Source organism: Kingella potus (assembly GCF_900451175.1).
Classification (GTDB): domain Bacteria; phylum Pseudomonadota; class Gammaproteobacteria; order Burkholderiales; family Neisseriaceae; genus Neisseria; species Neisseria potus.
The window spans coordinates 1,003,489-1,028,049 of record NZ_UGJJ01000001.1 but is presented as its reverse complement, the minus strand read 5'-3'; the positions used below and the strand labels follow the sequence as shown (position 1 = coordinate 1,028,049).

Here is a 24,561-nt window from a genome sequence, read left to right as displayed (position 1 = left end):
CAATCCTGAGATTAGAATTTGTGGCGCAGACCAACCAAACCGGCAGTAGTTTCCGCTTTGTCGTCTTTTTTGCCGGCTTTCAGCCAACCGGCTTGGGCAAATGCGGTAGTACGTTTGGAGAAGTCGTAATCAGCACCGACAACTACTTGGTTGTACTCGGTAGCATTTTTCTCGGCATTGGTCAGACCTTTGCCTTTTGCCTTGAAGCCGTGGCCGTAAGAGGCTTTGGGAGTGATGTTGCCCATAGTGTAAGCTGCGCTTACAGCCACCTCATGGGTTTTCACACCAACAGAACGGTCGGCTGTTGCCATTGCTGTAGTGTACTCATCACCTGCCAAGGCACTACGGTAGCTTCTGATACTATCCCAGCCGTTAGTGTACTGGTAAGTACCGCTTACGAACAGATTGTTGGCGTTGTAACCAGCAGCTACACGGTGAACCTGACCTGCCTTGGAAGCATTGTTGCTGGTAACGTAAGCAGCTTTTCTATAACCGAAACCATACTGGGCGAAGAAACCAGAGTTTTCGTAGTTCAAACCAGCATAGTAAGCAGCATTCTCTTTGGCAGCATCTTCACGACCACTTGTCGCACCTACACCGCGAATAGTATTTACAGCGTTATCACGCGGAGTGAACTGGACGTTTGCGCTGAAGCCGGCAAATACAGGGCTGTCGTAACGTACGGACAGAACTTTCTGGCTGGTACGTTTCAGAGTTTCCAGATCAAGGGCGTGGTTGTTGTTTTCCCATTTGCCGGTCGAATCTTCCATATCGTCAAGCTGGGTGGACATTTTACCAGCACGGATGGTACCGGCAGTAGTTTCCAAACCGATATAAGCCTGACGGTTACCCCAACCGGTGCTGTTGCCGGCTACGGAAGTTCTGGATTCCACTTTCCAAATCACGTTCAGGCCGTTACCCAAGTTTTCGTGGCCTTTGAAGCCGATGCGCGAACCGAAGTCGGCAAGCTGGGTAATAGTGTGGTTTTTAGTAGTACGACCGTTTTCGCGTACTTTAGTCTGGCTGACTTCGACACCGGCTTTAACTTGGCCGTACAGAGTTACGTCTGCCATTGCAGCAGAGGACAAACCAAACAGAGACAGAGCAATCAGGGTTTTTTTCATTGCTGTATTCCTTTTAACGTTTAAGAAAATCAGGCGAAACCGGATAACTCCGATTAAGCTGTTGCGTTGTCCGCCCTATGCGGGCGATTGCATGGGTGTAAATATAAATGTTTCACTGCAAAAAAACAAACTTTATCGGCGTTTTTGCGCTTCCGGCGGCGGAAAAAGTGTGGGATTTATCCAACACAATCGGATTTGTTTTTTTATTTTCATGCTGTTATTCAGGTTGCCTTTTTGTGCTGCGGATGAAGGCGGCTGTTGCGGGATTTGTTGCGTTTCCACACTTGCGCGGCCTGTCGGATGCCGAGCGCAAGGTGCAGGGAGGCATTTCGTTTGCAGACAGATGGATCGGTTTTTCAGACGGCTTGTTACGGCACAGAACGCGTGCGTCGCCTTCGGGCGACACACCCTACGCAGGTGGCAGAGGTGGCCTGGAAGGGTGTTTTTCAGACGGCCTGTTTGCTGGCTGCTGCTTTTCCCATCTGTGCATTCTGCCGTCTATCTATAATAGTGTAAGCCATCCAAACTATCGTGTGCTTTCAGTTATCCGTTCGTCAAGATGAAACGTGGAGCGTGTGCGTCGCCTTTGGGCGACACACCCTACGCGGATGGCAGAGGCCGTCTGAAAAAACGGATGCGGTGCGTCCGAAATTCTGTCTGCGCTTTTTCAGAAACGTCATCCCTGCGCAGGCGGGGCGGCCTCTGCGCTGCGGCAGGAACGCGTGCGTCGCCTTTGGGCGACACACCCTACGCGATGCAAGCAACGGGCGGATGCTTTTTACCTGGCTGGCTGTAAATAAAAAATACGGGGAGGCCGTCTGAAAATCAGAAATTTCAGGTTTTCAGACGGCCTCTGCTCTGTTGCGGGGAGCGCGCGCCTCTCTGCTCGACACACCCTGCGCAGATAGTAAAGGCCGTCTGAAAAAAGGATGGGTTGGAGTGGCGCGGCCGGCTCGCGCCGACCATCGGGATTAGCGGCATCTGTTGCGTGTCAGCCTGCCGTATTGTCCGACGATGTTTTGGATGGCTTTGGCATCGCTGTCGCTTACGGTCATAAATGTTACCTGCATTTTGGCGACGCTTTGTCCGCCGCCGCCGCCCGCCGAGTTGATTTCGCGCAGTTGTCCGCTGAAGCCCGCGCCCTGCAAACGGGAGAGGAGTGCCTGTGCCTGTCCTCTGTCGGCGCGGATGCCGACGCTGATGCCGCCTTCCATCAAGACGGTATTGAAGCCTTTTTCCTGCAAGGCCTGCATTTGGCTGCCTGCGTCGATATTGATGGGTGTCCACACGGCATAGGTGGTTTTGCCTTTTTGCGCGTCGCGGCGTTGCTCTACGGTGCGGCTGGCGGCGTGCGGCCATCTGGCCAACAGTCCTTTGATGCGGTGGTAGTCGTCTTCGGGGATGGTTACGCCGGCAGTGGCGGTACACTGTCTGCCGCTGCGGCCGCCTGCCGCTTCTGCGTCCGTACCGTAGCTGTCGTAGCCCGCGCCGCCGCCCGCGCGTCTGCGGCGTTCGGCTTCCTGATGGCGCGCAAGCTGGCGGGATTTTTCGTCCTGCGCCCACTTTTCGCGCTCGGCGATGCGTTTGGCGGCTTCTTCTTCGGTATCGGCCGGCTCGACAAAGACTTCCTGTGCGCCGCCGTTGTCGTTAATCCAGTCTCCCGTCTGCCGCGCGGGAGACGGGGCTGAAGCGGCAGAGGCTTCGACCCTGCCGCCGTTTTTGGGTTTGACCATAGGCTCGGCCAATTCGGAAGAGGTGCGGGCAAGCTGCGCTCCGGCTTCTTTGCGGCGGGCAAGCAAATCGGCTTCCTGCGCGGCGATGATTTTGCTCAGCGTTGTGCCGCCAAATACAATCAGGTTGAGTGCGACGAGTGCGAAAAACAGCCATTTCATTAATTTTGTCCTACCCAGTTTGCAAGGCCGTAAACGACCAGGTTGTCTACGATTTTGATATTGTCGTCCGAAATCAGGCTGCGCGGCAATGCCTGGCCTACTTTGACCGCGCCGCCGCCGGTGATAATGACATCAACGGGCTTTTCCCGCCCCACTCTTTCTTTCAAACGGCCGTGCATCAGCACGACTGCGCCGCAGACGGCATCCATCATGCCGCCTGCCATGGCGTTGGCGGTGGTGGTGGCAAAGGGGTATGCCTTGCCGGCCGGGCGGTTGAGGTTGGCGGTTTTGGCGGCCATCGATTCTTTCATCAGATGAAAGCCGGGCATGATGCTGCCGCCCAGGTATTGGTTGCCGTCGGTGAGCGCGTCAATGGTAACGGCCGTGCCGCAACTGACGATGACGCAGGCGTTATTGCTGAAACTGCGGCTGCCGAGTACGTTGAACCAGCGGTCTGCCCCGTGTTCGGCGGGGTTGCGGTAGTGGTTGCGGATGCCCAGCGCGTGCGGCATGGACGGCAGCCAGTCTATCGGTACGGGGATTTGCGCGGCCACTTGGCGTTTTTTCTCCGCGCCGCACACGGCGCAGCCGGTTACCGCCGTATCCGCGCCGCCATGCCGCCGCCAGTCGTCGGCCAGCGGCTGCAAATTGCGGTAGGGCGTGCCGGATACCGTGCCCGGCCTGCCGTTTTCCAGCCATGCCCATTTTACACGGCTGTTGCCGCAGTCGAGCAGCAGATGTGTACCGCTGCCCGGCTGCGGCTGCGGAGGGGGTGTCTGCCGCAGGCTGATTTCTCCGATGACGATTTGTTTTTCGCCAGCCTGCGTGCGCAGCAGCAACGCGCCTGCCTCGGTAAAACCGGCAACGGTGCCTTCTTCTATAATTTGTCCGTGGTGCAGCAGCCGTACGGCTTGTCCGAGATCGCGGTTGGCCTGTGCGTAAGCGGCGGAAAATGGGGCAAAACCCTGTTCGGCAAATACGGGCAGCGATACGCCGAGTTCGTGCAGCACGGCCTGCAAAAGCTGCGGGGCGGACGGGGGCGGGGTTTTGCAGACGGCCTGAACCGACGCGGCCTGCTCCACTTCCTTGGGCAATACATAATTGATGCCGATGCCGACCACGGCGGCGGTTTTGCCCGCTCCGCGCACGGTTTCAATCAGAATGCCGCCGAGCTTGCCGCTTGCAGATACCAAATCGTTCGGCCATTTGACCTGCACGGGTACATCCAAACCGCTCAGAGCATTGCGGCAGGCCAGTCCGACAACCAGGGGCAGCGCGCCCATTTCGGCCTGCGGTTTGTCGAAAACCCAGCCGAAGCTGAACGTCAGGCATTCGCCGATGCGGCTGTGCCATTTTTTGCCCTGCCTGCCGCGCCCGCCGGTTTGTTCGTGGACGAGGCAGAGGCGGCGGTGGGCGGACAGGATGTGTTCCCTGGCGGCGGCAAGGATGATGTCGTTGCTGGACGGATGGCTGTGGCGCAGCTCCGGCAAAAAGCCCTGCGCGGCAGCGGCCAGCGTTTCGCCGGAAAACACCGCCAGCGGGCGCACCAAACGCCAATAGCCGTCGTGCTGGCGCAGCAGCCCCCTGATGTGGACGGGCATTTTCAGCCACAGGCTGTTGAGCTGCTGCGGCCTGATGCCGGCCGCCCGCGCCAGTACGGCGATATGCTGCGGCAGGCCGTCTGAAAGGGCGGCAAGCAGCCGCCAGTGCGCCTGCTGCATTATCCCCGCTCCGAAGCGCGGATTTTTTCCAGCGTTTTGGTGGTGGAAGTCTGATGCAGAAAAGGTATGGAAAACACTTTGCCGCCGCGTGCCAGCGTTTGCGCCGCACCAACGATTTTTTCCGGCGGCCAGTCGCCGCCTTTGATCAAGATGTCGGGACGGACGGTTTCAATCAGCTCCGCCGGCGTGTCTTCCCCAAACCAGGTAACCAAGTCCACACAGGCCAAAGCCGCCGCCACCGCCGCACGGTCGGCCAGCGGGTTGACGGGGCGGTCGGCTCCTTTGCCCAGCCTGCGCACGGACGCGTCGGTATTCAATGCCAGTACCAAGGCCGCGCCTGCCGAACGTGCCTGCGCCAGATAGGTAACATGGCCTCTGTGCAGGATGTCGAAACAGCCGTTGGTAAACACCAGCGGGCGCGGCAGGGCGGCAACGCGCTGCGCCAGCTCTTCGGGCGGGCAGATTTTCTGCTCGAAATCGGGCAGCGGCCATGTTTGCATAGGTTTTACTCGGTTAAAAAACGAAAAGGCCAAATCATACCGAAAACATAACTTTACGGCAACGCGGGCGGCGGAAACACGGGGCGCAAATGTTTTCAGACGGCCTGAAAACCAATAAAAGAAAACCCGCTTCTTAAAAAGAGAAGCGGGTTTGCATACTGGGGTGGCTGATGGGGCTCGAACCCACGACAACCGGAATCACAATCCGGGGCTCTACCAACTGAGCTACAGCCACCACAAAAAAACTTTAAAATCAAACTGCCTTTTGGCACGCCCGACAGGAATCGAACCTGTAACCGCCCGCTTAGAAGGCGGGTGCTCTATCCGGTTGAGCTACGGGCGCATCAACCTTTTGCGTGCTTTCTGCCGTTGTGAAGTTGGTCGGGGCGGTGGGATTCGAACTCACGACCCTCTGCTCCCAAAGCAGATGCGCTAACCGGGCTGCGCTACGCCCCGACGAGAAGACGCGGACTATACAGGCCGTCTGAAACAGCGTCAAGCATTGCGCCGCGCATTTTTCAGACGGCATCCGTTCGGCTTTATTTTTACAGTATATTTTTCACAAAGCGTGTTTTCAGACGGCCTGCCGTGCGCGGGCGGATGAAAAACGGGATGGGAAATGCCATAATGGCGGCATTTTTCGTTTTGCCGGTTTGCAGGCCGGCTTTCCACTTTTTACAGAATTTTTACAGAAAGGAAGCGTATGTCCGCCCGACTGATCAACGGCAAAGAGGTTTCGCAGCAGATTTTGGCCGAGCTGGCACAGAAGGTTGCCGAACGCAAAAACAAAGGGCTGCGCGCGCCCTGTTTGGCGGTGGTGCTGGTCGGCTCCGATCCTGCCAGCCAGGTTTATGTGCGCAACAAGAAAACCGCCTGCGCCAAAGTGGGCTTCGAGTCGCGCTCGTACGAGCTGCCCGCCGAAACGCCGCAGGAGGAACTTTTGTCGCTGGTGGACAAGCTCAATGCCGATAACGGCGTGGACGGCATTCTCGTCCAGCTTCCGCTGCCGCCGCATATCGACGGCCAGGCGGTGCTGGAACGTATTTTGCCGCACAAAGATGTGGACGGCTTCCATCCCTACAACGTCGGCCGGCTGGTGGTCAAAATGCCGCTGATGCGCCCCTGTACGCCCAAAGGCGTGATGACGCTTTTGGCGCACTGCGGCATCAATCCCGAGGGTAAAAAAGCGGTGGTGGTCGGCGCGTCGAACATTGTCGGCAGGCCGCAGATGCTGGAGCTGCTGCTGGCCCGCGCCACAGTAACCATCTGCCACAGCAAAACGCAAAACCTGGCCGCCGAAGTGGGCGCGGCGGACATTGTCGTGGCCGGGGTGGGCATTCCGAACTTTGTCAAAGGCGCGTGGATCAAGCCCGGTGCGGTCGTAATCGATGTGGGCATCAACCGCTTGGACGACGGCTCGCTGTGCGGCGATGTGGAATTTGCCGCAGCGGCGGAGCGTGCCGCGATGATTACGCCCGTTCCCGGCGGGGTCGGGCCGATGACCATCGCCACCCTGATGGAAAACACCCTGCACGCTGCCGAACTGCACGACGGAAAACCGGCCGCCTGAAACGCCCCGCCCCACGGCAAAGGCCGTCAAAACAAGCATTTTCAGACGGCCTGCACACAGGAACACCATTATGGACGACCGCGATCTGCTGCGTTACAGCCGCCACATCCTGCTGGACGAAATCGGTATCGAAGGACAGGAAAAACTGTTGTCCGCCACCGTTTTCGCCGTCGGCTGCGGCGGCCTCGGCGCAGCCGCCCTGCCCTATCTTGCCGCCGCCGGTATCGGACACATCGTTCTTGCCGACGGCGATGCGGTGGACGATACCAATCTGCAACGCCAAACCGCCTTCGGCGAAGCCGACATCGGCCGCAACAAGGCGCAGACGCTGGCAGGCCGTCTGAAAAGCGGCAACAGCCGCTGCCAAACCACCGCCCTGCCCCGTTTTCTCGATGAAGACGCTCTGGTGGAGCAGGCCGCACAGGCCGACATCGTGCTGGATTGCAGCGACAATTTCGCCACCCGCCAGGCCGTCAACCGCGTCTGCGTGCGCCTGCGCAAGCCGCTGGTTTCAGGAGCGGCGGTGCGTTTCGACGGCCAGCTTGCCGCCTACCGCGCCGACCTGCCCGGTTCGCCCTGCTACGCCTGTCTGTTCGACGGCGAAACGGCCGACGACGGCGCGTGCGCCCTGTTCGGCGTATTCGCCCCGCTGGTCGGCATCATCGGCACCATGCAGGCCGCCGCCGCGCTAAACATCCTGCTGGACACGGGGAAGGCGGCGCACGGGGTTTTGCAAACCTACAACGCGCTCAGCGGGCAATGGCATACGTTTGCCATCCCGAAAGACCCGGGCTGCCGCGTATGCGGCGGCGCGTCTGCGTAAAAAATATTGGCGCAAGATAAAACCCGCTGCCGCAGTCGCCAGCAAAACGGGAGGCCGTCTGAAAAGGATTTTTCAGACGGCCTTTGCGCGGCGGCGGAAACGCGTGCGTCGCCTTGGGGCGACACACCCTACGCGATGCAGGCAGCGGGCGGATGCTTTTTATTTGGTGTGCCGTAAATACAAAACACAGAGGCCGTCTGAAAAAAACGGATTCGGTGCGTCCGAAATTCTGTCTGCGCTTTTCGGAAACATCATCCCCGCCGCGCAGGCGGGACGGCTTTGCGCTGCGGCGGACGCGTGCGTCGCCTTGGGGCGGCACACCCTACGCGATGCAAGCGGCGGGCGGATGCTTTTTATTTGGTGTGCCGTAAATACAAAACACAGATGCCGTCTGAAAAAACGGATTCGGTGCGTCCGAAATTCTGTCTGCGCTTTTCGGAAACATCATCCCCGCCGCGCAGGCGGGACGGCTTTGCGCTGCGGCGGACGCGTGCGTCGCCTTGGGGCGGCACACCCTACGCGATGCAGGCGGCGGGCGGATGCTTTTTATTTGGTTTGCCGTAAATACAAAACGCAGAGGCCGTCTGAAAATCCGTGCGACGGGTTTTCAGACGGCCTCTGCGTTTGCGGCCATTTTCATGGCTTCCTGAATATCCACGGAGACGATGCGCGACACGCCTTTTTCCTGCATGGTAACGCCGACGAGCTGTTCGGCCATTTCCATGGTGAGGCGGTTGTGCGAGATGTAGAGGAACTGGGTTTGCGTGCTCATTTCTTTGACCAGCTTGCAAAAGCGGCTTGTGTTGGCATCGTCCAGCGGTGCGTCCACTTCGTCGAGCAGGCAGAAGGGGGCGGGGTTGAGGCTGAACAGGGCGAATACGAGGCTCATGGCGGTGAGGGCTTTTTCGCCGCCGCTCAATAAGTGGATGGTGGAGTTTTTCTTGCCGGGCGGGCGCGCCATGATGGATACGCCGGCGGTGAGCAGGTCGTCGCCTATCATGTGCAGTGCGGCTTCGCCGCCGCCGAAGAGGGTGGGGAAGAAGGTTTGCACTTTTTCGTTTACTGCGTCGAAGGTGGCTTTGAAGCGTTCTTTGGTTTTGCCGTCGATTTGGGCGATGGCTTCTTCGAGAAGGGCGATGGCGGACTGTACGTCTTCGCTTTGGCTGCGGTAGTAGCCGTCTCGTTCGCGTGCGTCTTCGAGTTCTTGCAGGGCGGCGAGGTTGACTGCGCCCAGGGCTTCGATTTGGCGGGCGGTGTCGGCGATTTGGCTGTTTTGGATGTTCAGACGGCCTGCTTCTCGGGCGGCGGCTTCGAGTGCGTCCAAATCCGCGCCGCGTCCGGTAAGGTTTTGGTGGAAACGTTTGGCGTTGAGCAGGGCTTCCTGCTGTTGCAGAAGGGCGGTTTGGGTGGCGGCTTGCAGCTGCGGCAGTTTGGTTTGCCAATCTTGCAGGCGTGCGTATTGTTCGCGCCCTTGCGCCTGTGTGTCGGACAAGGTGCTTTGCAGTCCGGCGTATTCTTCGTCGAGTGTGTTGACGGCTTCGCCCAGGTGTTCGAGCCGGATGTGCTGCTCGTCGTCCTGCATTTCGGTTTCGCAGGCAAGGGCAAGCTCCTGCTGGCGCTCCTGCCATTCTTCGGCCTGCTCTTGCAGGCGTAGGATTTGGGCTTGGTGGTTTTGCTTTTGCTGCAGGAGTTTGTGGACGGCGACTTCGGCCAGGCCGTAGCGGCGGTTGGCTTCGTAAAGGGCAAGCTGCGCCTGTTTCAGACGGCCTTGCTGCGCCTGCCGTTCGGCGGCGGCGTGTTGCTGACGGGTTTCGAGTTCGGCGGCGGCTTCGGCAAGTGTGGCGATGTCGTCTTCGAGGCCGTCCGAACTGTGTGCCAATATGGTGGCTTCTTCTTCGATTTGGGTGAGTTCGCGTTCGATGTGTTCGCGGCGGAGTTGGCCTTGGTTGGTGCGGGCGAGCAGCTCGGCGGCGTGTTGTTGGGCGCGGCTGTGTTCGCGGCTGTGCTGTTGCTGCTGCTGAATCAGTGTTCTGTGGTGCGATTCGGCTTCTTGGGCTTGGGTTTGGGCTTGGGTTTGCGCGGCGCGGGCGTGTTCCAATTCGGGTGTGAGGGTTTCCAGGGATGCGGCGATTTCGTCCAGGCGGGCTTTTTGTGCTATCAGGTTTTCCTGTGTATTTTGGGCGTAAAGCAATACGCTGACTTTGTCGATTTGGTGGCCTTCGGGGGTGAGCCAGATTTGGCTGCCGCTCAAATCGTGTTGGTGTGCGAGGGCGTAAGCGAGGTCGGGGGCGCACAATACGCCGTCGAGCCAGTGGTGCAGGGCGGTTTGAAACGGCGGTTGCGCTTGGATTTGGTTGAGCAGGGCCTGTGCGGGCAGGGATTTTTTTACGCCGCCGGTAAGGCTGTCTGAAAGCCATGCGGCTTGGGATTTCGGCAGTGGCGACGGGGGGGCGAAGGTATCGGGTACGGCGCGCGCGTGCAGGCGTTCGGCCAACACTGCGCCCAGTGCGTGCTGCCATTCGGTCGGGGCTTGGATGTGCTGCCAAAGCTGCGGTGCGGCGGTGTGTCCGGTATGCGGCCAGAAGTCGGCGGTTTCGTGCTGTGCCAATAGCTGTGCGATGGCCTGCTGCTGCGCTTGCAGTGTGATGGACTGTTGTTGCAGGGTTTGGAAACGGGTTAAGGCCGTCTGAAGATTTTGGCGTGTGTCGGCCAATCGCTGTTCGGCGGCAGTCATCTGTTCTTCGTAATGTTCTTGCTGCTCTTGCAACAGTGCGGCGGCTTCTTGTGCGGCGGCGGTGTCGGCCGCATCGGGCAGGTTGAGGGCTTGGTTTTCGGCGTTCAGACGGCCTTTGCGCTCTTCGTGGCGGCGCAGGGTTTGTTGCGCGTGGGAGAGCTGCTGTTGTTTGAGTGCCAGTTCGCGTTTGAGACGGGCGGCTTCGTCGTGTTGCGACTGGTAGGCGGCGTTGAGCGCGGCTTGGACTTCTTCGTGTCCGGGCAGGCTCTCTTCGTGTTCGGCCACCTGCATTGCCAGTTCGGCCAACTCGGTTTGCCGCTCTTCAAATGCGATGTCGTTTTCTTCCTGCAAGGCGCGGATTTGCTGCTCTTCCTGGCGGATGCGCTGCATTTGTGCCTGTGCCGCCTGTTTGTCGCGTTCGATGCGCTGGTGCAGGTTTTGCCTGTGGCGGATTTGTTCTTCGAGGCGGGCAATCTGTTCGCGCAACACGCCGCGCCGGTTGGCCAGGTCGTGTGCGTTTTGCTGCTGCGCCTGTTCGGTTTGCTGCAAGGTGCGGATGCCGTCTGAAAGCGTTTGGATTTCGGCGGCGGCCTCGTCCTGCTGCGCCTGCAAGGCCTGATGCTGCGCGGTGGCTTTGTCGGCGGCGGCCAGCGACTGGCGCCATTGGCTGTAGTCGAGCAAATCCTGCTGGCGGTTGAGCTGCTCGGTGAGGAAGCGGTAGCGTTCGGCGGTTTCGGCTTGTTTTTCCAGCTTTTCCACCTGCCGCGCCAATTCGTTTTGCAAATCGCCCAGCCGCGCCAAATGCTCGCGTGTGTCTTTCAGACGGCCTTCGGTTTCGCGCCGACGCTCTTTGTATTTGGATACGCCGGCCGCCTCTTCGATATAGGCGCGCAATTCTTCGGGGCGTGCTTCGATAATGCGCGAAATCATGCCTTGTTCGATAACGGCATAACCGCGCGCACCTACGCCCGTACCTAAAAACAGGTCGGTGATGTCGCGGCGGCGCACGACTTGGTTGTTGATGAAGTAAGTCGATTCGCCCTGACGCGTGAGCTGGCGTTTGATGCTTACCTCGGCATACTGCCCCCACGCGCCCTGCAAAGAGTGGTCGGCGTTGTCGAACACCAGCTCCACCGAAGCCCTAGGCGCGGGGCGGCGGGTGGCGGCACCGTTGAAAATCACGTCCTGCATGCTCTCGCCGCGCAGCTGCTTGGCCGATGCTTCGCCCAACACCCAGCGCACTGCGTCAATCACATTGGATTTGCCGCAGCCGTTGGGGCCGATTACGGCCACCAGTTGGCCGGGCACATGGATGGTGGTCGGGTCGGTAAAGGATTTGAAGCCGGAGAGTTTGATATGGGTGAGGCGCATGATGGGCGGGTTATGCAGAAAGAAAAAAGGCGGCATTCTAATGGAAAACTGCCCCAAAGCGTGCCGGCACCCTGCTTTTGCAGCGTATTTTCCGCCGCATGGTGCGGGAGATTGTTCCGCAACCGCTCATTAAATTAGCAACATATTGATATAAAACAGTTTTTTATATAGCCTGCACGGAATTTTTACGACAACATCTGATTTCAGACGGCCTCATTTTCCCGTTTGTCGGAAAATTTTGCCTTTTCTCAACAAATCCGCCGCACACCACGCTTAAAATTCTGCATTTTTTCGGCAAAAAACATCAGAAAAGACATTGTTTGCGCAATTTGCTGCTTTTGTTAAGATAACAACGATTGCGCGCTTGCCAACCGTTATGATTTAAACTATATTGCACTACACGCTGGTACACAGCACAAATCCCAAGCCAAGTTGGCAAAGGAATCAAAATAGAATAGAGAAACCGGGCTCTGCCCACACAGCATAAAGAAACAGGCCGTTTTGCAAAAAACGGCCTGTTTCTTTATGCACATACACACGCCGCCCGCACCACACGGGCGGCTCCTGTTCAGCGGTTCAGCAATACTTCCAAGACAAATTTGCTGCCCGCATAAGCCAGCATCAGGCAGACAAAACCGGCGATGGTCCACAAGGCAGGCCGCTTGCCGCGCCACGACATCATGACGCGTTTGAGCAGCAGCAGCGCGTAAATAAACCACGACAACACGCCGAACAGGTTTTTATGCGTAAAAGTAAAAGGGCGGCCGAACACCGCCTCGGAAAAAAACGTGCCGCTCACCACCGACACCGTCAGCAGCGCGAAACCCGCCCACATCGACTGGAACATCATTTTTTCCAAACTCAGCAGCGGCGGCAGAAAAGAACGCGCCGGCGAAAGGCGGTGGCGGTGGAGATCGCGGCTGAGCCACAGAATCAGCACTGCAATCAGCGTGGTGATGCCGAACAGGCTGTACGCCAGCAGCGACGACACGATATGCAGCATAAAAGGCCAATCGTCCAGCCGGTAGGCCGCCGAATGGCCGGGAAACAGCACGGCGGCCAGCAGAAGCGCGGCCGACAGCGGATAAAGCAGCAGCTGCAAACCGCGCAAACGGTAGAAAAAACTGCCCGCCAGATACAGCATCAGCATCAGCCACACCACCGCCGCCGTGGCATAGCCGAAGCCGAGTATCAACACCCGCCCCGCCAGCACCGGCAGCAGCAGCGAGATGCCGTGCGGCAGCAGCGCGGCGGCCAGCACAGCCAGCTCCCGCCCCAGCGGATAATCCGCCGCCTCCCTTTTCAGCCGCCAAAACCACACAAAAGCGGCCAGCGCGGCATAAACAAACGTCAGACAAATCAGCATAGTCGGCATGGCACTCTTCCGGCGGCGCGACAATCCGTCAAAACGCGCCGCTTGGTGTAAAATGCGCCGATTTTATCAAACAACACCGCCCGCGTGGCAGCGTTCAAAAGGAATCCCATGCTAGACAACCTTACCGGCCGCTTTAATACCGTCTTCAAAAACATACGCGGCACGGCGGCACTGACCGAAGAAAACATCAAACCCGCCCTGCGCGAAGTGCGCCTCGCCCTCTTGGAAGCCGATGTCGCCCTGCCCGTGGTGCGCGATTTCGTCGCCGAAGTGAAAGAAAAGGCACTCGGCAGGGAAATCAGCGAAAACCTCACGGCGGAACAGGCGTTCATTACCGTCGTAAACCAATCCCTCGTCGAACTGATGGGCGGCGCGAACAGCCGTCTCAACCTCGCTGCCGCCGCACCCGCCGTCGTGCTGATGGCCGGTTTGCAGGGCGCGGGCAAAACCACCACCGTCGGCAAACTGGCACGCCTGCTCAAAACGCAGGAAAAAAAGAAAAAAATCCTGCTTGTTTCCGCCGACGTGTACCGTCCTGCCGCCATCGAACAACTCCGCCTGCTGGCGGAACAGGTGCAGGTGGATTTCTTTCCGTCCGACACATCGCAAAAACCGGTAGACATCGCCCTTGCCGCACTAAGCCACGCCAAGCGCGGCTTCTACGACGTGCTGATGGTCGACACCGCCGGACGGCTGGCCGTCGATCAGGAAATGATGGACGAAATCAAAGCCCTGCACGCCGCACTCAACCCGGTGGAAACCCTGTTTGTCGTCGATGCCATGCTCGGCCAAGACGCGGTAAACACCGCGCAGGCGTTTAACGAAGCCCTGCCGCTTACCGGTGTCATCCTCACCAAAATGGACGGCGATTCGCGCGGCGGCGCAGCCTTGTCGGTGCGCAAAATTACCGGCAAACCGATTAAGTTTATCGGTACCGGCGAAAAAACCGACGGTCTCGAAGCCTTCCATCCCGACCGCATCGCCTCGCGCATTCTCGGCATGGGCGACGTGCTGACGCTGGTGGAAGACGTACAGAAAGGCATAGACGAAGCCGCCGCCGCCGAAATGGCTAAAAAACTGCGGCGCGGCAAAAGTTTCGATCTCAACGATTTCAAAATGCAGATCCAGCAGATGCGCAATATGGGCGGCCTGGAAAACCTGATGTCGAAAATGCCCGGCGAAATCGGCCAGCTTTCCAAGCAGATTCCCGAAGGCACGGCGGAAAAAGCCATGGGGCATGTGGAAGCCATCATCAACTCCATGACTCCGAAAGAGCGTGCCAATCCCGCCATCATCAAAGCCGCACGCAAACGCCGTATCGCCGCCGGCGCGGGGACGACGGTGCAGGAGGTGAACAAAATGCTCAAGCAGTTCGAGCAGTCGCAGCAGATGATGAAAATGTTCAGCGGCAACAATATGCGCAAACTGATGGGCTTGGCCAAAAATATGAAAGGCGTGTTTCCCGGCATGAAATAAGGCGGCGCACAAACACGGCAAAAGGCCGTCTGAAAACCTTGGTTAAAGATTTTCAGACGGCCTTTCCTTTATTTTGCTATGGTGCGGGCAAAAAAATACCATCTATACCAAGGGGTAAGTATAGATGGCCAAACACATTACGGGGAAAACGTCTTACTCGCATATTTGCCCGAAGGCAAACGTCTGTCAGACGGGGCGGATATTAAAACGCTGCAACAGAGGCCGTCTGAAAAAAGCACAAGCGGCTGTGAAACAGAACAAACGGTTGGCGCAAACCGCTTTATCCGATTGAGACAAACCGCCACCCGCCGACGGGCAAATCCTCTGCCGACCATGCGCCGAAACGCAGCCGGTGCAGCTTCTCGACACGGTTGCCTGCTGCCGCCACCATGCGTTTGACCTGATGGTATTTTCCCTCGCCTATGGTCAGCAGCAGCGTATGCGGGTCGGACAACTCGGCTGCGTCGGCGGCTACGGTTTCATTGTCGTCGTGCAGCAGCACGCCACTTTCCAGCCGTTCGCAAAACGCAGCATCTGCCGCGTGCTTGAGTGTGGCACGGTAGAGTTTGGCAACATGGTGCTTGGGCGAAGTCATGCGGTGGTTGAACTGCCCGTCGTTGGTAATCAGCAGCACGCCCGTCGTATCCGCGTCCAAACGCCCCACCGCCTGCATATCGGCATTGCGCAGATTTCCGGGAAACAGCGTAAACACACTCGGCCAGTCGCGCGGCTTGTGCGAGGTTTCGTAACCGGCTGGCTTGTTCAGCAGAATATAGAAGCAAGGCAGCGGAATCACACAGACGGGCTTGCCGCCGATGTCCAGCGAACGCACCGTTTCCGGCACGATTTCGGCCTTCGCGTCGGACACGGTTTCCCCGTTGACGACAACGAGGCCGCTATCGGCAAGTATCTGACACTGCCTGCGGCTGCCTATGCCCTGAGCCTGCAAGTATTTGACAAGTTGCATATATTCCTTCCGGATAAGGTTTCAGACGGCCATTGTTGCAGAAAAGGCCGTCTGAAAAAAGCCGCACAAAAAAAACCGCCCCTGAAAACAGGGGCGCAAAAGGAACACAAACCACTACCAAAAAACTTAAACTACAAAAAAACTTAAAACAAAAACTTTCAAACTACTCCGCAGCCGCTTTGCGCCGCACCGCAGGATACAGGGCGCGTTGCAGAAGCTGCGGCGACAATGACGAATCGTATTTTCCACCGATGCTCAAATGTCCCTGCTCCGGGCAAAATTCAACCAAGCGGCAGTTCTCTTCAATATCGGCCGCGCAGCGGCAGCGGCGTTGCAACACGGCGCAGGCATCGCGATAAACGCATTCCTTGCAGGACACTTCCCGCGTCTGCCCGACCCAGCTCAGCCGAATATCGGATTCTTCGTTTTCAATCAGCACAATACCGTTCTGCCTACCGACAGCGGAACATTGCTCGGGTACCGCAAAATAATAATGGCCGTCGATATGGGCGTATACGCTGCTGAATACGGCGGGTTCGCCGTCATCCTCTGCCCGTGGAACAGCCAGCCAAGACGAAAACGTATGTTGATGGAGCTGCAAAATATCTGAGGCAAAGAGTTGGAACATCGTTTCTGACATTTTTTTCTCCCTACCGGAATCTGCCTTGCGGCGGCGTTGGTGCTGTTTCGTGCGTTGCGCCTTACTCAATGGAGCGAATCATACCCAATTGCGATGTCAAAATCAAACGTTAATTGTTATTGTTAATTTAAAATTTTTCAATATGCTGAATACAAAGGTAAAAAAGTTCGCAACAAATGGGCTGTCTGCTGCATTTTGAGCCGTATTTCGGGGTATGAGGCCGTCTGAAAACAGCATTTCGGCGAAGCTGCAAGTCCTTTCCGCCACCCTGTTTGCGCACGGGCGGCCGCATTGCCGCAGGACGGACCGTCCCGTAAAATGCCGCTGCACCTATCCGGAAAGGAATATATATGCCACGCGAACGCCAAATCATCCTCGACACCGAAACCACCGGCCTCTACCCCGACCGTGGCGACAGAATCCTTGAATTTGCCGGCATCGAAATGAACAAACGGCAGCTGACCGACCGCACCCTCCACCTCTATATCCACCCCGACCGCGACATTCCCGAAGAAGCCGCCGCCGTACACGGCCTGACCCTTGACGTGCTGGCCGAAAAAAATGCCCCGAAATTCGCCGCCGTCGGACAGGAAATTGCCGATTTTCTGCGCGGCGCGGAGCTGATCATCCACAACGCCCGTTTCGATGTCGGCTTTCTCGACATGGAATTTGCCCGCATGGGTCTGCCCTCGATTGAAGAACTCGGCTGCGAAGTAACCGACACGCTGGCTATGGCGCGGGAAAAATATCCCGGCCAGAAAGCCAGCCTCGACGCATTGTGCAACCGCCTCGACATCGACCGCAGCAAGCGCGTCTACCACGGCGCACTAATCGACTGCGAACTGCTGGCCGAAGTCTATCTCGCCATGACCCGCGAACAGTTCGACCTTGTCGGCGGCGGTGATACTGACGCAGAAACGCAAACCCAAACCGTGCAGGCTTCCGCCCCGCCCGTGCGTACAGGCCGTCTGAAAGTCATCCAAGCCGATGCCGACGAACTTGCCGCCCACGCCGCCATCCTCGGCGAACTCAACCAAGCCTCCGGCGGCCGCTGCCTCTGGCAGCCCGAAGCGCGGGAAGCAGCCGAATGAGCCGCCGCAACATCGCCCTGATTCCCGCCGCCGGCAGCGGCACGCGTTTCGGTGCGGACAAGCCCAAACAATACCTTGAAATCCACGGCAAAACCGTCCTGCAACACACGCTGGACATCTTTCTTTCCCACCCGCAAATCCACTACACCGCCGTCATCCTCGCAGCGGACGACCGCATTTTTCAGACGGCCGCAAACAGCCGCCTCGGCATCTTCCGCGCCGGCGGCGCAAGCCGTGCCGAAACCGTACGCAACGGCCTGCGGATTCTGGCGGAACAAAACATTGCTGCGCCGTGCGACAACATCCTTGTCCACGATGCCGCCCGCTGCTGCCTGCCGAGGGAAGCCATTGGCCGCCTGATTGCCTGTGCAGGCGAAGCGGAAGCAGGCGGCATCCTCGCCCTGCCCGTGGCCGACACCCTCAAACGCAGCGGCGGCACAAACCGCATCGCCGCCACCGTTTCCCGCAACGGCCTCTGGCAGGCGCAAACCCCGCAGCTTTTCCAGACGGCCTTACTCGAACGCGCCCTGTCCGCCCCCGATTTGGACGGCATAACCGACGAAGCCTCCGCCGTCGAACGCCTCGGCATCCGCCCGCTGCTCGTAGAAGGCGATGCCCGCAATCTCAAACTCACCCTGCCGCAGGACGAACCCCTCGTCCGCCTGCTTTTGCGGCCAACGCCGTAAGCCCGCCGCCACAGAGGCCGTCTGAAAACAGCAAAACAGTATTTTCAGACGGCCTCTGCCGCTTGTCCTGCCAGCCCACGCGTATGGTTTGCTGCTCAACAACGCTCGCGGATTTGCGGATTGTTCGGGAAAGCTGCCTGTAAAACAAAGAACGTGTGCGTCGCTGTGCGACACACTCTACCTTCATGGCAGAAGCTGCGTTTTCAGACGGCCTGCCGTTTTCTGTTTTCCAACGCCGCCGCCCATAAACCGCGTGCGTCGCCTCGGGGCGGCACACCCTACCCGAACGGAAACAGGCCGATGTCGAACCGATGTAGGGTGTGTGGCACAAGCCACGCACGCGGTTTGCGCCGTTCGGAGGCCGTCTGAAAGCACAGCTTCGGCGCAGCCAAAATCTGCCCGCGCCGAAACCGCGCCCTCTTCGGCATAAAATGCCGTTTATCTTATTTAAGCAAAATTATCCGTCTTGTTATTCCAATTTTCAGCTTGATACTGCTGATTTCAAGCCAAAGAACACACGAAAGCTGCATAATCACCGCTACGGGCGGCGGCGCGGGTTTTTCAGACGGCCTTTTTGTTAAAATCGCGCGCTTCTTTTTTACATCAGGTTGGCACGCATTATGAAAACCCCTTCCGGCTGGTCGTCGAAGATCGGCTTTATTTTGTCCGCCGCAGGCTCCGCCATCGGGCTGGGGGCGATTTGGAAATTCCCCTACACCGCCGGCACCAACGGCGGCGCGGTGTTTTTCCTGCTGTTTCTGCTGTTTACCGTGCTGGTGGCTCTGCCGGTGCAGCTTGCCGAGTTTTATATCGGCCGCAAAAGCGGCAAAAACGCGGTGGATTCGTTCAAGGTGCTGTCGCAGGGCAGAGCCTGGCCGTGGGTGGGGCGGCTGGGCGTGTTCGCCTGCTTTGTGCTGTTGTCGTTTTACAGCGTGGTCGGCGGCTGGGTGCTCAATTATGTGGTACACGCTTTCACGGGCGAAATCCACACGGGCGCGGATTTCGCCGCCCTATTCGGCGCAACCATCGCCAACCCCGCAGGATCGGTGGCCTATCAGGGGCTGTTTATGCTGATGACGGTGTGGGTGGTGAAAAGCGGCATTTCGGACGGCATCGAAAAGGCCAACCGCTACATGATGCCTGCGCTGTTTGTCTTGTTTGTGCTTTTGGCGGTGCGCTCGCTGACGCTGCCCGGCGCGATGGAGGGCGTATCCTTCCTGCTCAAACCCGACTGGTCCTATATGCAGCAGGAAACCATGCTCACCGCGCTGGGGCAGGCGTTTTTCGCGTTGAGCATCGGCGTGTCCACCATGATTACCTACGCGGCCTATCTGGATAAAAAACAGGATTTGTTCCGCTCGGGCAACAGCATTATGTGGATGAACCTGTTTGTGTCGCTGCTGGCCGGGCTGGTGATTTTCCCCGCCGTGTTCGCTTTCGGCTTCGAACCCAGCCAGGGGCCGGGGCTGATTTTCGTGGTGCTGCCGGCGGTGTTTATGAAAATCCCTTTCGGCGCGGTGCTGTTTGCGGTGTTTATGCTGCTGGTGGTGTTCGCCACGCTGACTTCGGCGTTTTCGATGCTGGAAACGGTGATTGCGGCGGCCATCCGCGAAGACGAGGGCAAACGCGCGGGATACACTTGGATAATCGGTACGGCGATTTTCCTTGTCGGCATCCCGTCGGCATTGTCGTTCGGCGTGATGAAAGACGTAACGTTTTTCGGCAAGACGCTGTTTGACCTGTGGGATTTCATGATTACCGCGCTGATTATGCCTTTGGGCGCGTTGAGCGTGTCGGTGTTTGTCGGCTGGCTGCAAAACCGCACGGCGGTGCTGGAACATATGCGCGAAGGCAGCACCGTGCCGCAGATTGTCCTCGTCTTGTGGCTCAACACCCTGCGCTTTATCGCTCCGGTGGCCATCGTGCTGGTCTTCCTCAACGCGCTGGGCATAGACCCTGCTTCTTTGAAGGCATGGCTGGGCATTTCGGGCTGAGCGGCCTTTTCCGGCTGTAATCAGGCATTGAGGCCGTCTGAAAACCGCAAACGGGGTTTTCAGACGGCCTCAATGCTTCGGCGCGTCGGCATACGGCGCACGCCGCACCCGCAAATAGGGCGGGACAACATAAAAATCCACGCCCTTACCTTACCGGCCTTACCGCCGGCGGCTGTGTGCCTTGCCGTTTTGCCCCGCCATCGCACCGCACGGCGGCAAGGTTTGGATTGCCGCACACCGTATTTTCAGACGGCCTGTTTGCGGAAACAGGCAATCAGGGCGGCGGTGGAGCTGTCGTGCGCCTGCGGTGTGCCGCCGTCGAGTTCGGCCAAAATGGTTTCGGCCAGCGTTTTGCCGTATTGCACGCCCCATTGGTCGAAAGGATTGATGTCCCAAACGGCGGCCTGGACGAAGGTTCTGTGTTCGTACAGGGCGGTAATCATGCCGAGCGTAAAGGGGTCGAGGCGGTCGATAAGCAGGGTGTTGCTGGGGCGGTTGCCCGAGAATCCGCCGTAGGAAGCCGCACCGGATGCGGGTTTGCCGAGCATCAGGGCTTCGGCTTGGGCAAAGGCGTTGGCGGCGGTGAAGCGGCGGTGCGGCGCGGCTTCCGGCGTGTTGGCGGGAACGATGAAATCCACCGGCACCAGCCGCGTGCCCTGGTGCAGGAGCTGGAAAAAGGCGTGCTGGCTGTTTACGCCCTCGCCGCCCCACACAATGCTGCCGGTGTCGCAGCCGACGGGTTCGCCGCCGAGGGTAACGCTTTTGCCGTTGCTTTCCATATCGAGCTGTTGCAGATGGGCGGGCAGATGGCGCAGCAGGTGGGTGTAGGGAACGACGGCGTGGGTTTGCGCACCGTGGAAGTTGTTGTACCAGATACCGATCAGGCCGAGGATGGCGGGAAGGTTGTGCCGCAGCGGCGCGGAGAAAAAATGTTCGTCCATCGCGTGTGCGCCGGCCAGAAAGGCGCGGAAATGTTCCGATCCGACGGCGGCCATCAGCGGCAGGCCGACGGGCGACCAGACGGAATAACGCCCGCCCACGAAATCAAACACGGCAAAGCGGTTTTCTTCGAGAATGCCAAATTCACGCACCGCGCGGGCATTGGCGGAAACGGCGGCAAAATGGCGCGGCAGCACGCTTTCGGACACGCCGCCCTGCCGCAGCCAGGCGCGGGCGGCGCGGGCGTTGAGCAGGGTTTCGGGCGTGGTGAAACTTTTGCTGGCAATGACAAACAGGGTGCGGCGGGCATCGAGTCCGGCCAGCACGGCGGAGAGTTCCGCCCCGTCGGCATTGGCGGCGAAATGCACGCGCAGCCGGCTGCGGTAGGGAGAAAGTGCTTCGGCGGCCATGCGCGCGCCCAAATCGGAGCCGCCGATGCCGATATTGACCACATCGGTAAACGGCAGGCCGTCTGAATTGGCATATCCGCCGCTGATGAGGCGGTCGGCAAAGGCGAGCGTGCGTTCGAGTTCGCGCTGCAACACAGGCAGGACGTTTTCCCCTGCCACATACAGGGGCGGGGCATCGGGCGGCAGGCGCAGGGCGGTATGCAGGGCGGCGCGCCCTTCGCTGGTATTGACTGCGTCGCCGCGCCGCACGGCCTGCATTTTTTCCGGCAGGCGGGCGGTGTCGGCGAGGCCGCACAGCAGGGCGAGGGTGTCTTCGCCGATGCGGTTTTTGCTGTAATCGGCCAAAAGGCCGTGCAGCCGGACGTGCATACGCTCGAAACGGTCGGGTTCGGCGGCAAAGCGGGCGCGGAGGGTAAGGCCTGCCGTGTCGCGGCGGTGCCGTTCGAGTGCCTGCCAGGCGGCGGTTCGGGTAATGTGCGTCATGTTGTGCCTGTCGTGCCAAAGGGCGGAATTGCAAAAAGGCGGGATTATAGTGAAATAAGTTTTAAAACGGCTACTGCGCCGCTACGGCGGCATTCAGGCTGCCTGAATGTGGGCGTGTTCGCGGAATACGCGCCATCTGCCGCCTTCCTGCCGCAGCATCAGGGTAAACAGGATGTTCTGCTCGCCTGCACCCAAATCCATGCGGCGCATGGCGCTGACGTAGCCCGTGCCGCCCTGCCGTTGCGCGTAGTAAAACTTTACGGCAGTGTTGAGTGCGGCCGCGCCGCTGTCGCGCAGGTTTTGGAAAAAAGCCATGTTTTGCGCGTAGTCAAAGGCGGTAAAGCTGCCGTCGGGCTGGAAAATAACAATCTGCAAATCAGGCGTGTAACACTGCGCCAGTTCGTCCAAGCGGTAGTGGCAGCCTGCATCAATCAGGGTCTCTACGGCCTATATCAGCTCTTGGTCTTGATTCACGGTTTGCTCTCTTTATTTATGTGTGTTTCTGCATTGTCAGGCCGTCTGAAAAACTGCGCTTGCGCCGCTGCAACAGCCTTGCGCCCGCATATTAAAAAACGTCTGCCTCATCCGCCATATTTTATGGCAACTTTGCTACCGTCTTTACCGCAACGCGCCGCACCGTTTTCAGACGGCCTCAACACCCTGTCTATGCCCATTCTGCACGACCTGCCGTTTCATCCTGCTGCCGCATGGACATTGCCTGTTTGCCAAACCGCTCAGCCGGGTGAAAAACACCTCTCCATCAAATTCAAACTCCACTGCACCACCCAGCCCACGCCGAACGCGAACAGAAGCGTGCCGATGCCGACCGTGCCGCCGAGCAGCCAGCCTGCGCCGCACACCGATATTTCCATCAGGCTGCGGACGATGCCGACGCGCCAGCCGGTTTTCATGCACAGGCCGACCATCAGCCCGTCGCGCGGCCCTGCGCCCAAGCGGCACGACAAATACAACGCCGATGCCGCGCCCATCACCGCCACACCGCCCGCACACAGCAAAACACGCGCCCACAAGGCCTGCGGCGGCGGCACAATCTGCACGAACACGCCCAGCGACACCGCCAGCAGCGTCATATTCAGCAGCGTGCCGGCTCCCGGGCGCATACGCAGCGGCAGCCACAGCAGCATGACCAGCACGCTGATGCCGAACGTAACCCAACCCAGATTCCAGCCGCCCTGGCGTGCCACGCCCTGCGCCAGCACCGTCCACGGCGACGACCCCAGCACCGCCTGCACCAGCATTCCTTCGCCGATGCCGCACAGCAGCAAAGCCGCCACCAATACCGCCAAAGGCTTGGGCGCGTGCGACCACAGGCTGCGCGCCGCCCACGGCACATCGGGTAAAACCCGTGCTTTTCCTGCCGCCATGGTCTGTTCCTCCTAAGTTTTTATTCTGATTAAATTATTTATAATGTAACACAAAAAAAGCTGTCCGAAATCCGCCGGATAACGGTTTCGGACAGCTTTGCGCCGCAACGGCGGCCGGTACGGTTCAGGCAATCAGTCCAGATTGCCCAAGATAATCCGCAGCACGCGCCGCAGCGGCTCGGCCGCGCCCCACAGCAGTTGGTCGCCGACGGTAAACGCGCTGATGTAGTCGCCGCCCATTTCGAGCTTGCGGATGCGGCCGACGGGTACGGACAGCGTGCCGGTAACTTTGGCGGGGGTCAGCTCGTTGATGCTGGCTTCTTTTTCGTTGGGAATGACTTTTACCCAATCGTTTGCAGCGGCCAAAATGCTTTCGATTTCGGCAAGGGGCAGGTCTTTTTTCAGCTTCAGCGTGAGTGCCTGGCTGTGGCAGCGCATCGCGCCCACGCGCACGCACAGGCCGTCAACCGCCACAGGGTTGGCACTTCGGCCGAGGATTTTGTTGGTTTCCATGCCGCCTTTCCATTCTTCTTTCGACTGGCCGTTGCCCAAATCGGCATCAATCCACGGAATCAGGCTGCCGGCCAGCGGTACGCCGAAATTGGCTTTGGGGTAGCTGCTGCTGCGCAGGAAGTCGGACACTTTGCGGTCGATGTCGAGAATCGCGCCGGCGGGATCGGCGATTTCGGCGGCTACTTCTTGGTGAATCGCGCCCATGCCTTCAATCAGTTCGCGCATGTTTTTCGCACCCGCGCCCGAGGCGGCCTGATAGGTCATGCTGGTTGCCCATTCGACAAGGTCGTTTTGGAACAGGCCGCCGAGCGCCATCAGCATCAGTGATACGGTGCAGTTGCCGCCGATGTAGTTTTTTACGCCGTTTTGCAGGGCGGCATCGATGACGTTGCGGTTGACGGGATCGAGCACGATAACGGCATCTTCGTTCATGCGCAGCGAGGATGCAGCGTCAATCCAGTAGCCGTTCCAGCCGGAGCCGCGCAGCGGGGCAAAGACGGATTTGGTGTAGTCGCCGCCCTGGCAGGTTACGATGATGTCCATTTTTGCCAGTTCGGCAATATTGCCTGCATCGAGCAGTGTTTTGGCGGTTTGGCCGAAATCGGGTGCTGTGCCGCCGACGTTGGATGTGGTGAAAAAATACGCTTCGGGAATGTGGGCGAAGTCGTTTTCTTCGCGCATGCGCTGCATCAATACCGAACCGACCATGCCGCGCCAGCCGACGAAACCTACTTTCATGGTGTGTCTCCGTTTGTCTGTTAAAAAAGGAAAACGCGCCTTTTAAACCTGCGCGGGGGAAAAGTAAAGTTTTTTATGCGCGGCGGAATTTTCAGACGGCCTGTAAAGATTCGGAGGCCGTCTGAAAGA

Annotated in this window: 19 protein-coding genes and 3 tRNA genes; 7 read left to right on the top strand and 15 right to left on the bottom strand. The window is 58.8% G+C overall.

Annotated features, from left to right (window positions below):
• Positions 1-11: 11 nt before the first annotated feature.
• Positions 12-1,124 (bottom strand): trimeric porin PorB, encoded by a 1,113-nt coding sequence (porB, locus tag DYE40_RS04680; protein ID WP_115307948.1) that lies wholly within the window; start codon positions 1,122-1,124, stop codon positions 12-14.
• A gap of 107 nt (positions 1,125-1,231) precedes the next feature.
• Between porB and DYE40_RS12225 the strand changes: the two genes are divergently transcribed.
• A complete protein-coding gene (locus DYE40_RS12225; RefSeq protein WP_147286581.1) occupies positions 1,232-1,687 on the top strand; it encodes a hypothetical protein in 456 nt (151 codons plus the stop codon).
• Positions 1,688-2,095: 408 nt separating this feature from the next.
• Here the strand turns inward: DYE40_RS12225 and DYE40_RS04675 are convergent, their stop codons facing one another.
• From DYE40_RS04675 to DYE40_RS04650, 6 genes are all read right to left on the bottom strand, one after another.
• Complete coding sequence (locus tag DYE40_RS04675; RefSeq protein WP_115307947.1) at positions 2,096-3,016, bottom strand: hypothetical protein; 921 nt, start codon at positions 3,014-3,016, stop codon at positions 2,096-2,098.
• A complete protein-coding gene (locus DYE40_RS04670) occupies positions 3,016-4,737 on the bottom strand; it encodes a bifunctional biotin--[acetyl-CoA-carboxylase] ligase/type III pantothenate kinase (protein WP_115307946.1) in 1,722 nt (573 codons plus the stop codon). Before DYE40_RS04670 ends, DYE40_RS04675 begins: the two co-directional genes overlap by 1 nt.
• Positions 4,737-5,237, bottom strand: coding sequence for a D-glycero-beta-D-manno-heptose 1-phosphate adenylyltransferase (rfaE2, locus tag DYE40_RS04665; RefSeq protein WP_115307945.1), 501 nt, complete (start codon positions 5,235-5,237; stop codon positions 4,737-4,739). The genes DYE40_RS04670 and rfaE2 overlap by 1 nt, the downstream gene beginning before the upstream one ends.
• A 159-nt stretch (positions 5,238-5,396) precedes the next feature.
• A tRNA-His gene (locus DYE40_RS04660) sits at positions 5,397-5,472 on the bottom strand.
• Between the two features lie 31 nt (positions 5,473-5,503).
• Positions 5,504-5,580 (bottom strand) — tRNA-Arg (locus DYE40_RS04655).
• Positions 5,581-5,615: 35 nt separating this feature from the next.
• Positions 5,616-5,693, bottom strand: a tRNA-Pro gene (locus DYE40_RS04650).
• A 247-nt stretch (positions 5,694-5,940) separates the two neighbouring features.
• Here DYE40_RS04650 and folD point away from each other — a divergent pair.
• Positions 5,941-6,807, top strand: a complete 867-nt coding sequence (gene folD / locus DYE40_RS04645) for a bifunctional methylenetetrahydrofolate dehydrogenase/methenyltetrahydrofolate cyclohydrolase FolD (protein ID WP_115307944.1) — start codon at positions 5,941-5,943, stop codon at positions 6,805-6,807.
• A 70-nt stretch (positions 6,808-6,877) separates the two neighbouring features.
• Positions 6,878-7,630, top strand: a complete 753-nt coding sequence (locus tag DYE40_RS04640) for a HesA/MoeB/ThiF family protein (RefSeq protein WP_115307943.1) — start codon at positions 6,878-6,880, stop codon at positions 7,628-7,630.
• A 607-nt stretch (positions 7,631-8,237) separates the two neighbouring features.
• On the opposite strand, the gene smc is transcribed toward DYE40_RS04640, so the two are convergent.
• The gene (gene smc / locus DYE40_RS04635) at positions 8,238-11,735 is read right to left on the bottom strand and encodes a chromosome segregation protein SMC (RefSeq protein WP_115308291.1); all 3,498 of its coding nucleotides are present in this window, start codon (positions 11,733-11,735) and stop codon (positions 8,238-8,240) included.
• A 568-nt stretch (positions 11,736-12,303) separates the two neighbouring features.
• A complete protein-coding gene (locus DYE40_RS04630; protein WP_115307942.1) occupies positions 12,304-13,110 on the bottom strand; it encodes a cytochrome C assembly family protein in 807 nt (268 codons plus the stop codon).
• Positions 13,111-13,218: 108 nt separating this feature from the next.
• Here DYE40_RS04630 and ffh point away from each other — a divergent pair, with 108 nt between their 5' ends.
• Positions 13,219-14,586, top strand: a complete 1,368-nt coding sequence (gene ffh / locus DYE40_RS04625; protein WP_115308290.1) for a signal recognition particle protein — start codon at positions 13,219-13,221, stop codon at positions 14,584-14,586.
• Positions 14,587-14,866: 280 nt separating this feature from the next.
• Here the strand turns inward: ffh and DYE40_RS04620 are convergent, their stop codons facing one another.
• Both DYE40_RS04620 and DYE40_RS04615 read right to left on the bottom strand, forming a co-directional pair.
• Complete coding sequence (locus DYE40_RS04620; RefSeq protein WP_115307941.1) at positions 14,867-15,553, bottom strand: pseudouridine synthase; 687 nt, start codon at positions 15,551-15,553, stop codon at positions 14,867-14,869.
• A gap of 163 nt (positions 15,554-15,716) precedes the next feature.
• Complete coding sequence (locus DYE40_RS04615; RefSeq protein ID WP_115307940.1) at positions 15,717-16,193, bottom strand: NGO0322 family iron-responsive protein; 477 nt, start codon at positions 16,191-16,193, stop codon at positions 15,717-15,719.
• 350 nt (positions 16,194-16,543) lie between these two features.
• Here DYE40_RS04615 and dnaQ point away from each other — a divergent pair, with 350 nt between their 5' ends.
• From dnaQ to DYE40_RS04600, 3 genes are all read left to right on the top strand, one after another.
• The gene (gene dnaQ / locus DYE40_RS04610; RefSeq protein WP_115307939.1) at positions 16,544-17,284 is read left to right on the top strand and encodes a DNA polymerase III subunit epsilon; all 741 of its coding nucleotides are present in this window, start codon (positions 16,544-16,546) and stop codon (positions 17,282-17,284) included.
• Complete coding sequence (ispD, locus tag DYE40_RS04605) at positions 17,281-17,970, top strand: 2-C-methyl-D-erythritol 4-phosphate cytidylyltransferase (RefSeq protein ID WP_115307938.1); 690 nt, start codon at positions 17,281-17,283, stop codon at positions 17,968-17,970. The genes dnaQ and ispD overlap by 4 nt, the downstream gene beginning before the upstream one ends.
• A gap of 620 nt (positions 17,971-18,590) precedes the next feature.
• Positions 18,591-19,964: a sodium-dependent transporter gene (locus DYE40_RS04600; protein WP_115307937.1), complete on the top strand. Its 1,374-nt coding sequence runs from the start codon at positions 18,591-18,593 to the stop codon at positions 19,962-19,964.
• A gap of 245 nt (positions 19,965-20,209) precedes the next feature.
• Here the strand turns inward: DYE40_RS04600 and pgi are convergent, their stop codons facing one another.
• From pgi to asd, 4 genes are all read right to left on the bottom strand, one after another.
• The gene (pgi, locus tag DYE40_RS04595) at positions 20,210-21,796 is read right to left on the bottom strand and encodes a glucose-6-phosphate isomerase (protein WP_115307936.1); all 1,587 of its coding nucleotides are present in this window, start codon (positions 21,794-21,796) and stop codon (positions 20,210-20,212) included.
• 93 nt (positions 21,797-21,889) lie between these two features.
• Positions 21,890-22,204, bottom strand: a complete 315-nt coding sequence (locus DYE40_RS04590; protein WP_245944059.1) for a nuclear transport factor 2 family protein — start codon at positions 22,202-22,204, stop codon at positions 21,890-21,892.
• Between the two features lie 326 nt (positions 22,205-22,530).
• Positions 22,531-23,181, bottom strand: a complete 651-nt coding sequence (gene yczE / locus DYE40_RS04585) for a membrane protein YczE (RefSeq protein ID WP_115307935.1) — start codon at positions 23,179-23,181, stop codon at positions 22,531-22,533.
• A gap of 132 nt (positions 23,182-23,313) precedes the next feature.
• Entirely contained in the window at positions 23,314-24,432 is a 1,119-nt protein-coding gene (asd, locus tag DYE40_RS04580) for an aspartate-semialdehyde dehydrogenase (protein WP_115307934.1), read from the bottom strand.
• Between the last annotated feature and the right edge of the window lie 129 nt (positions 24,433-24,561).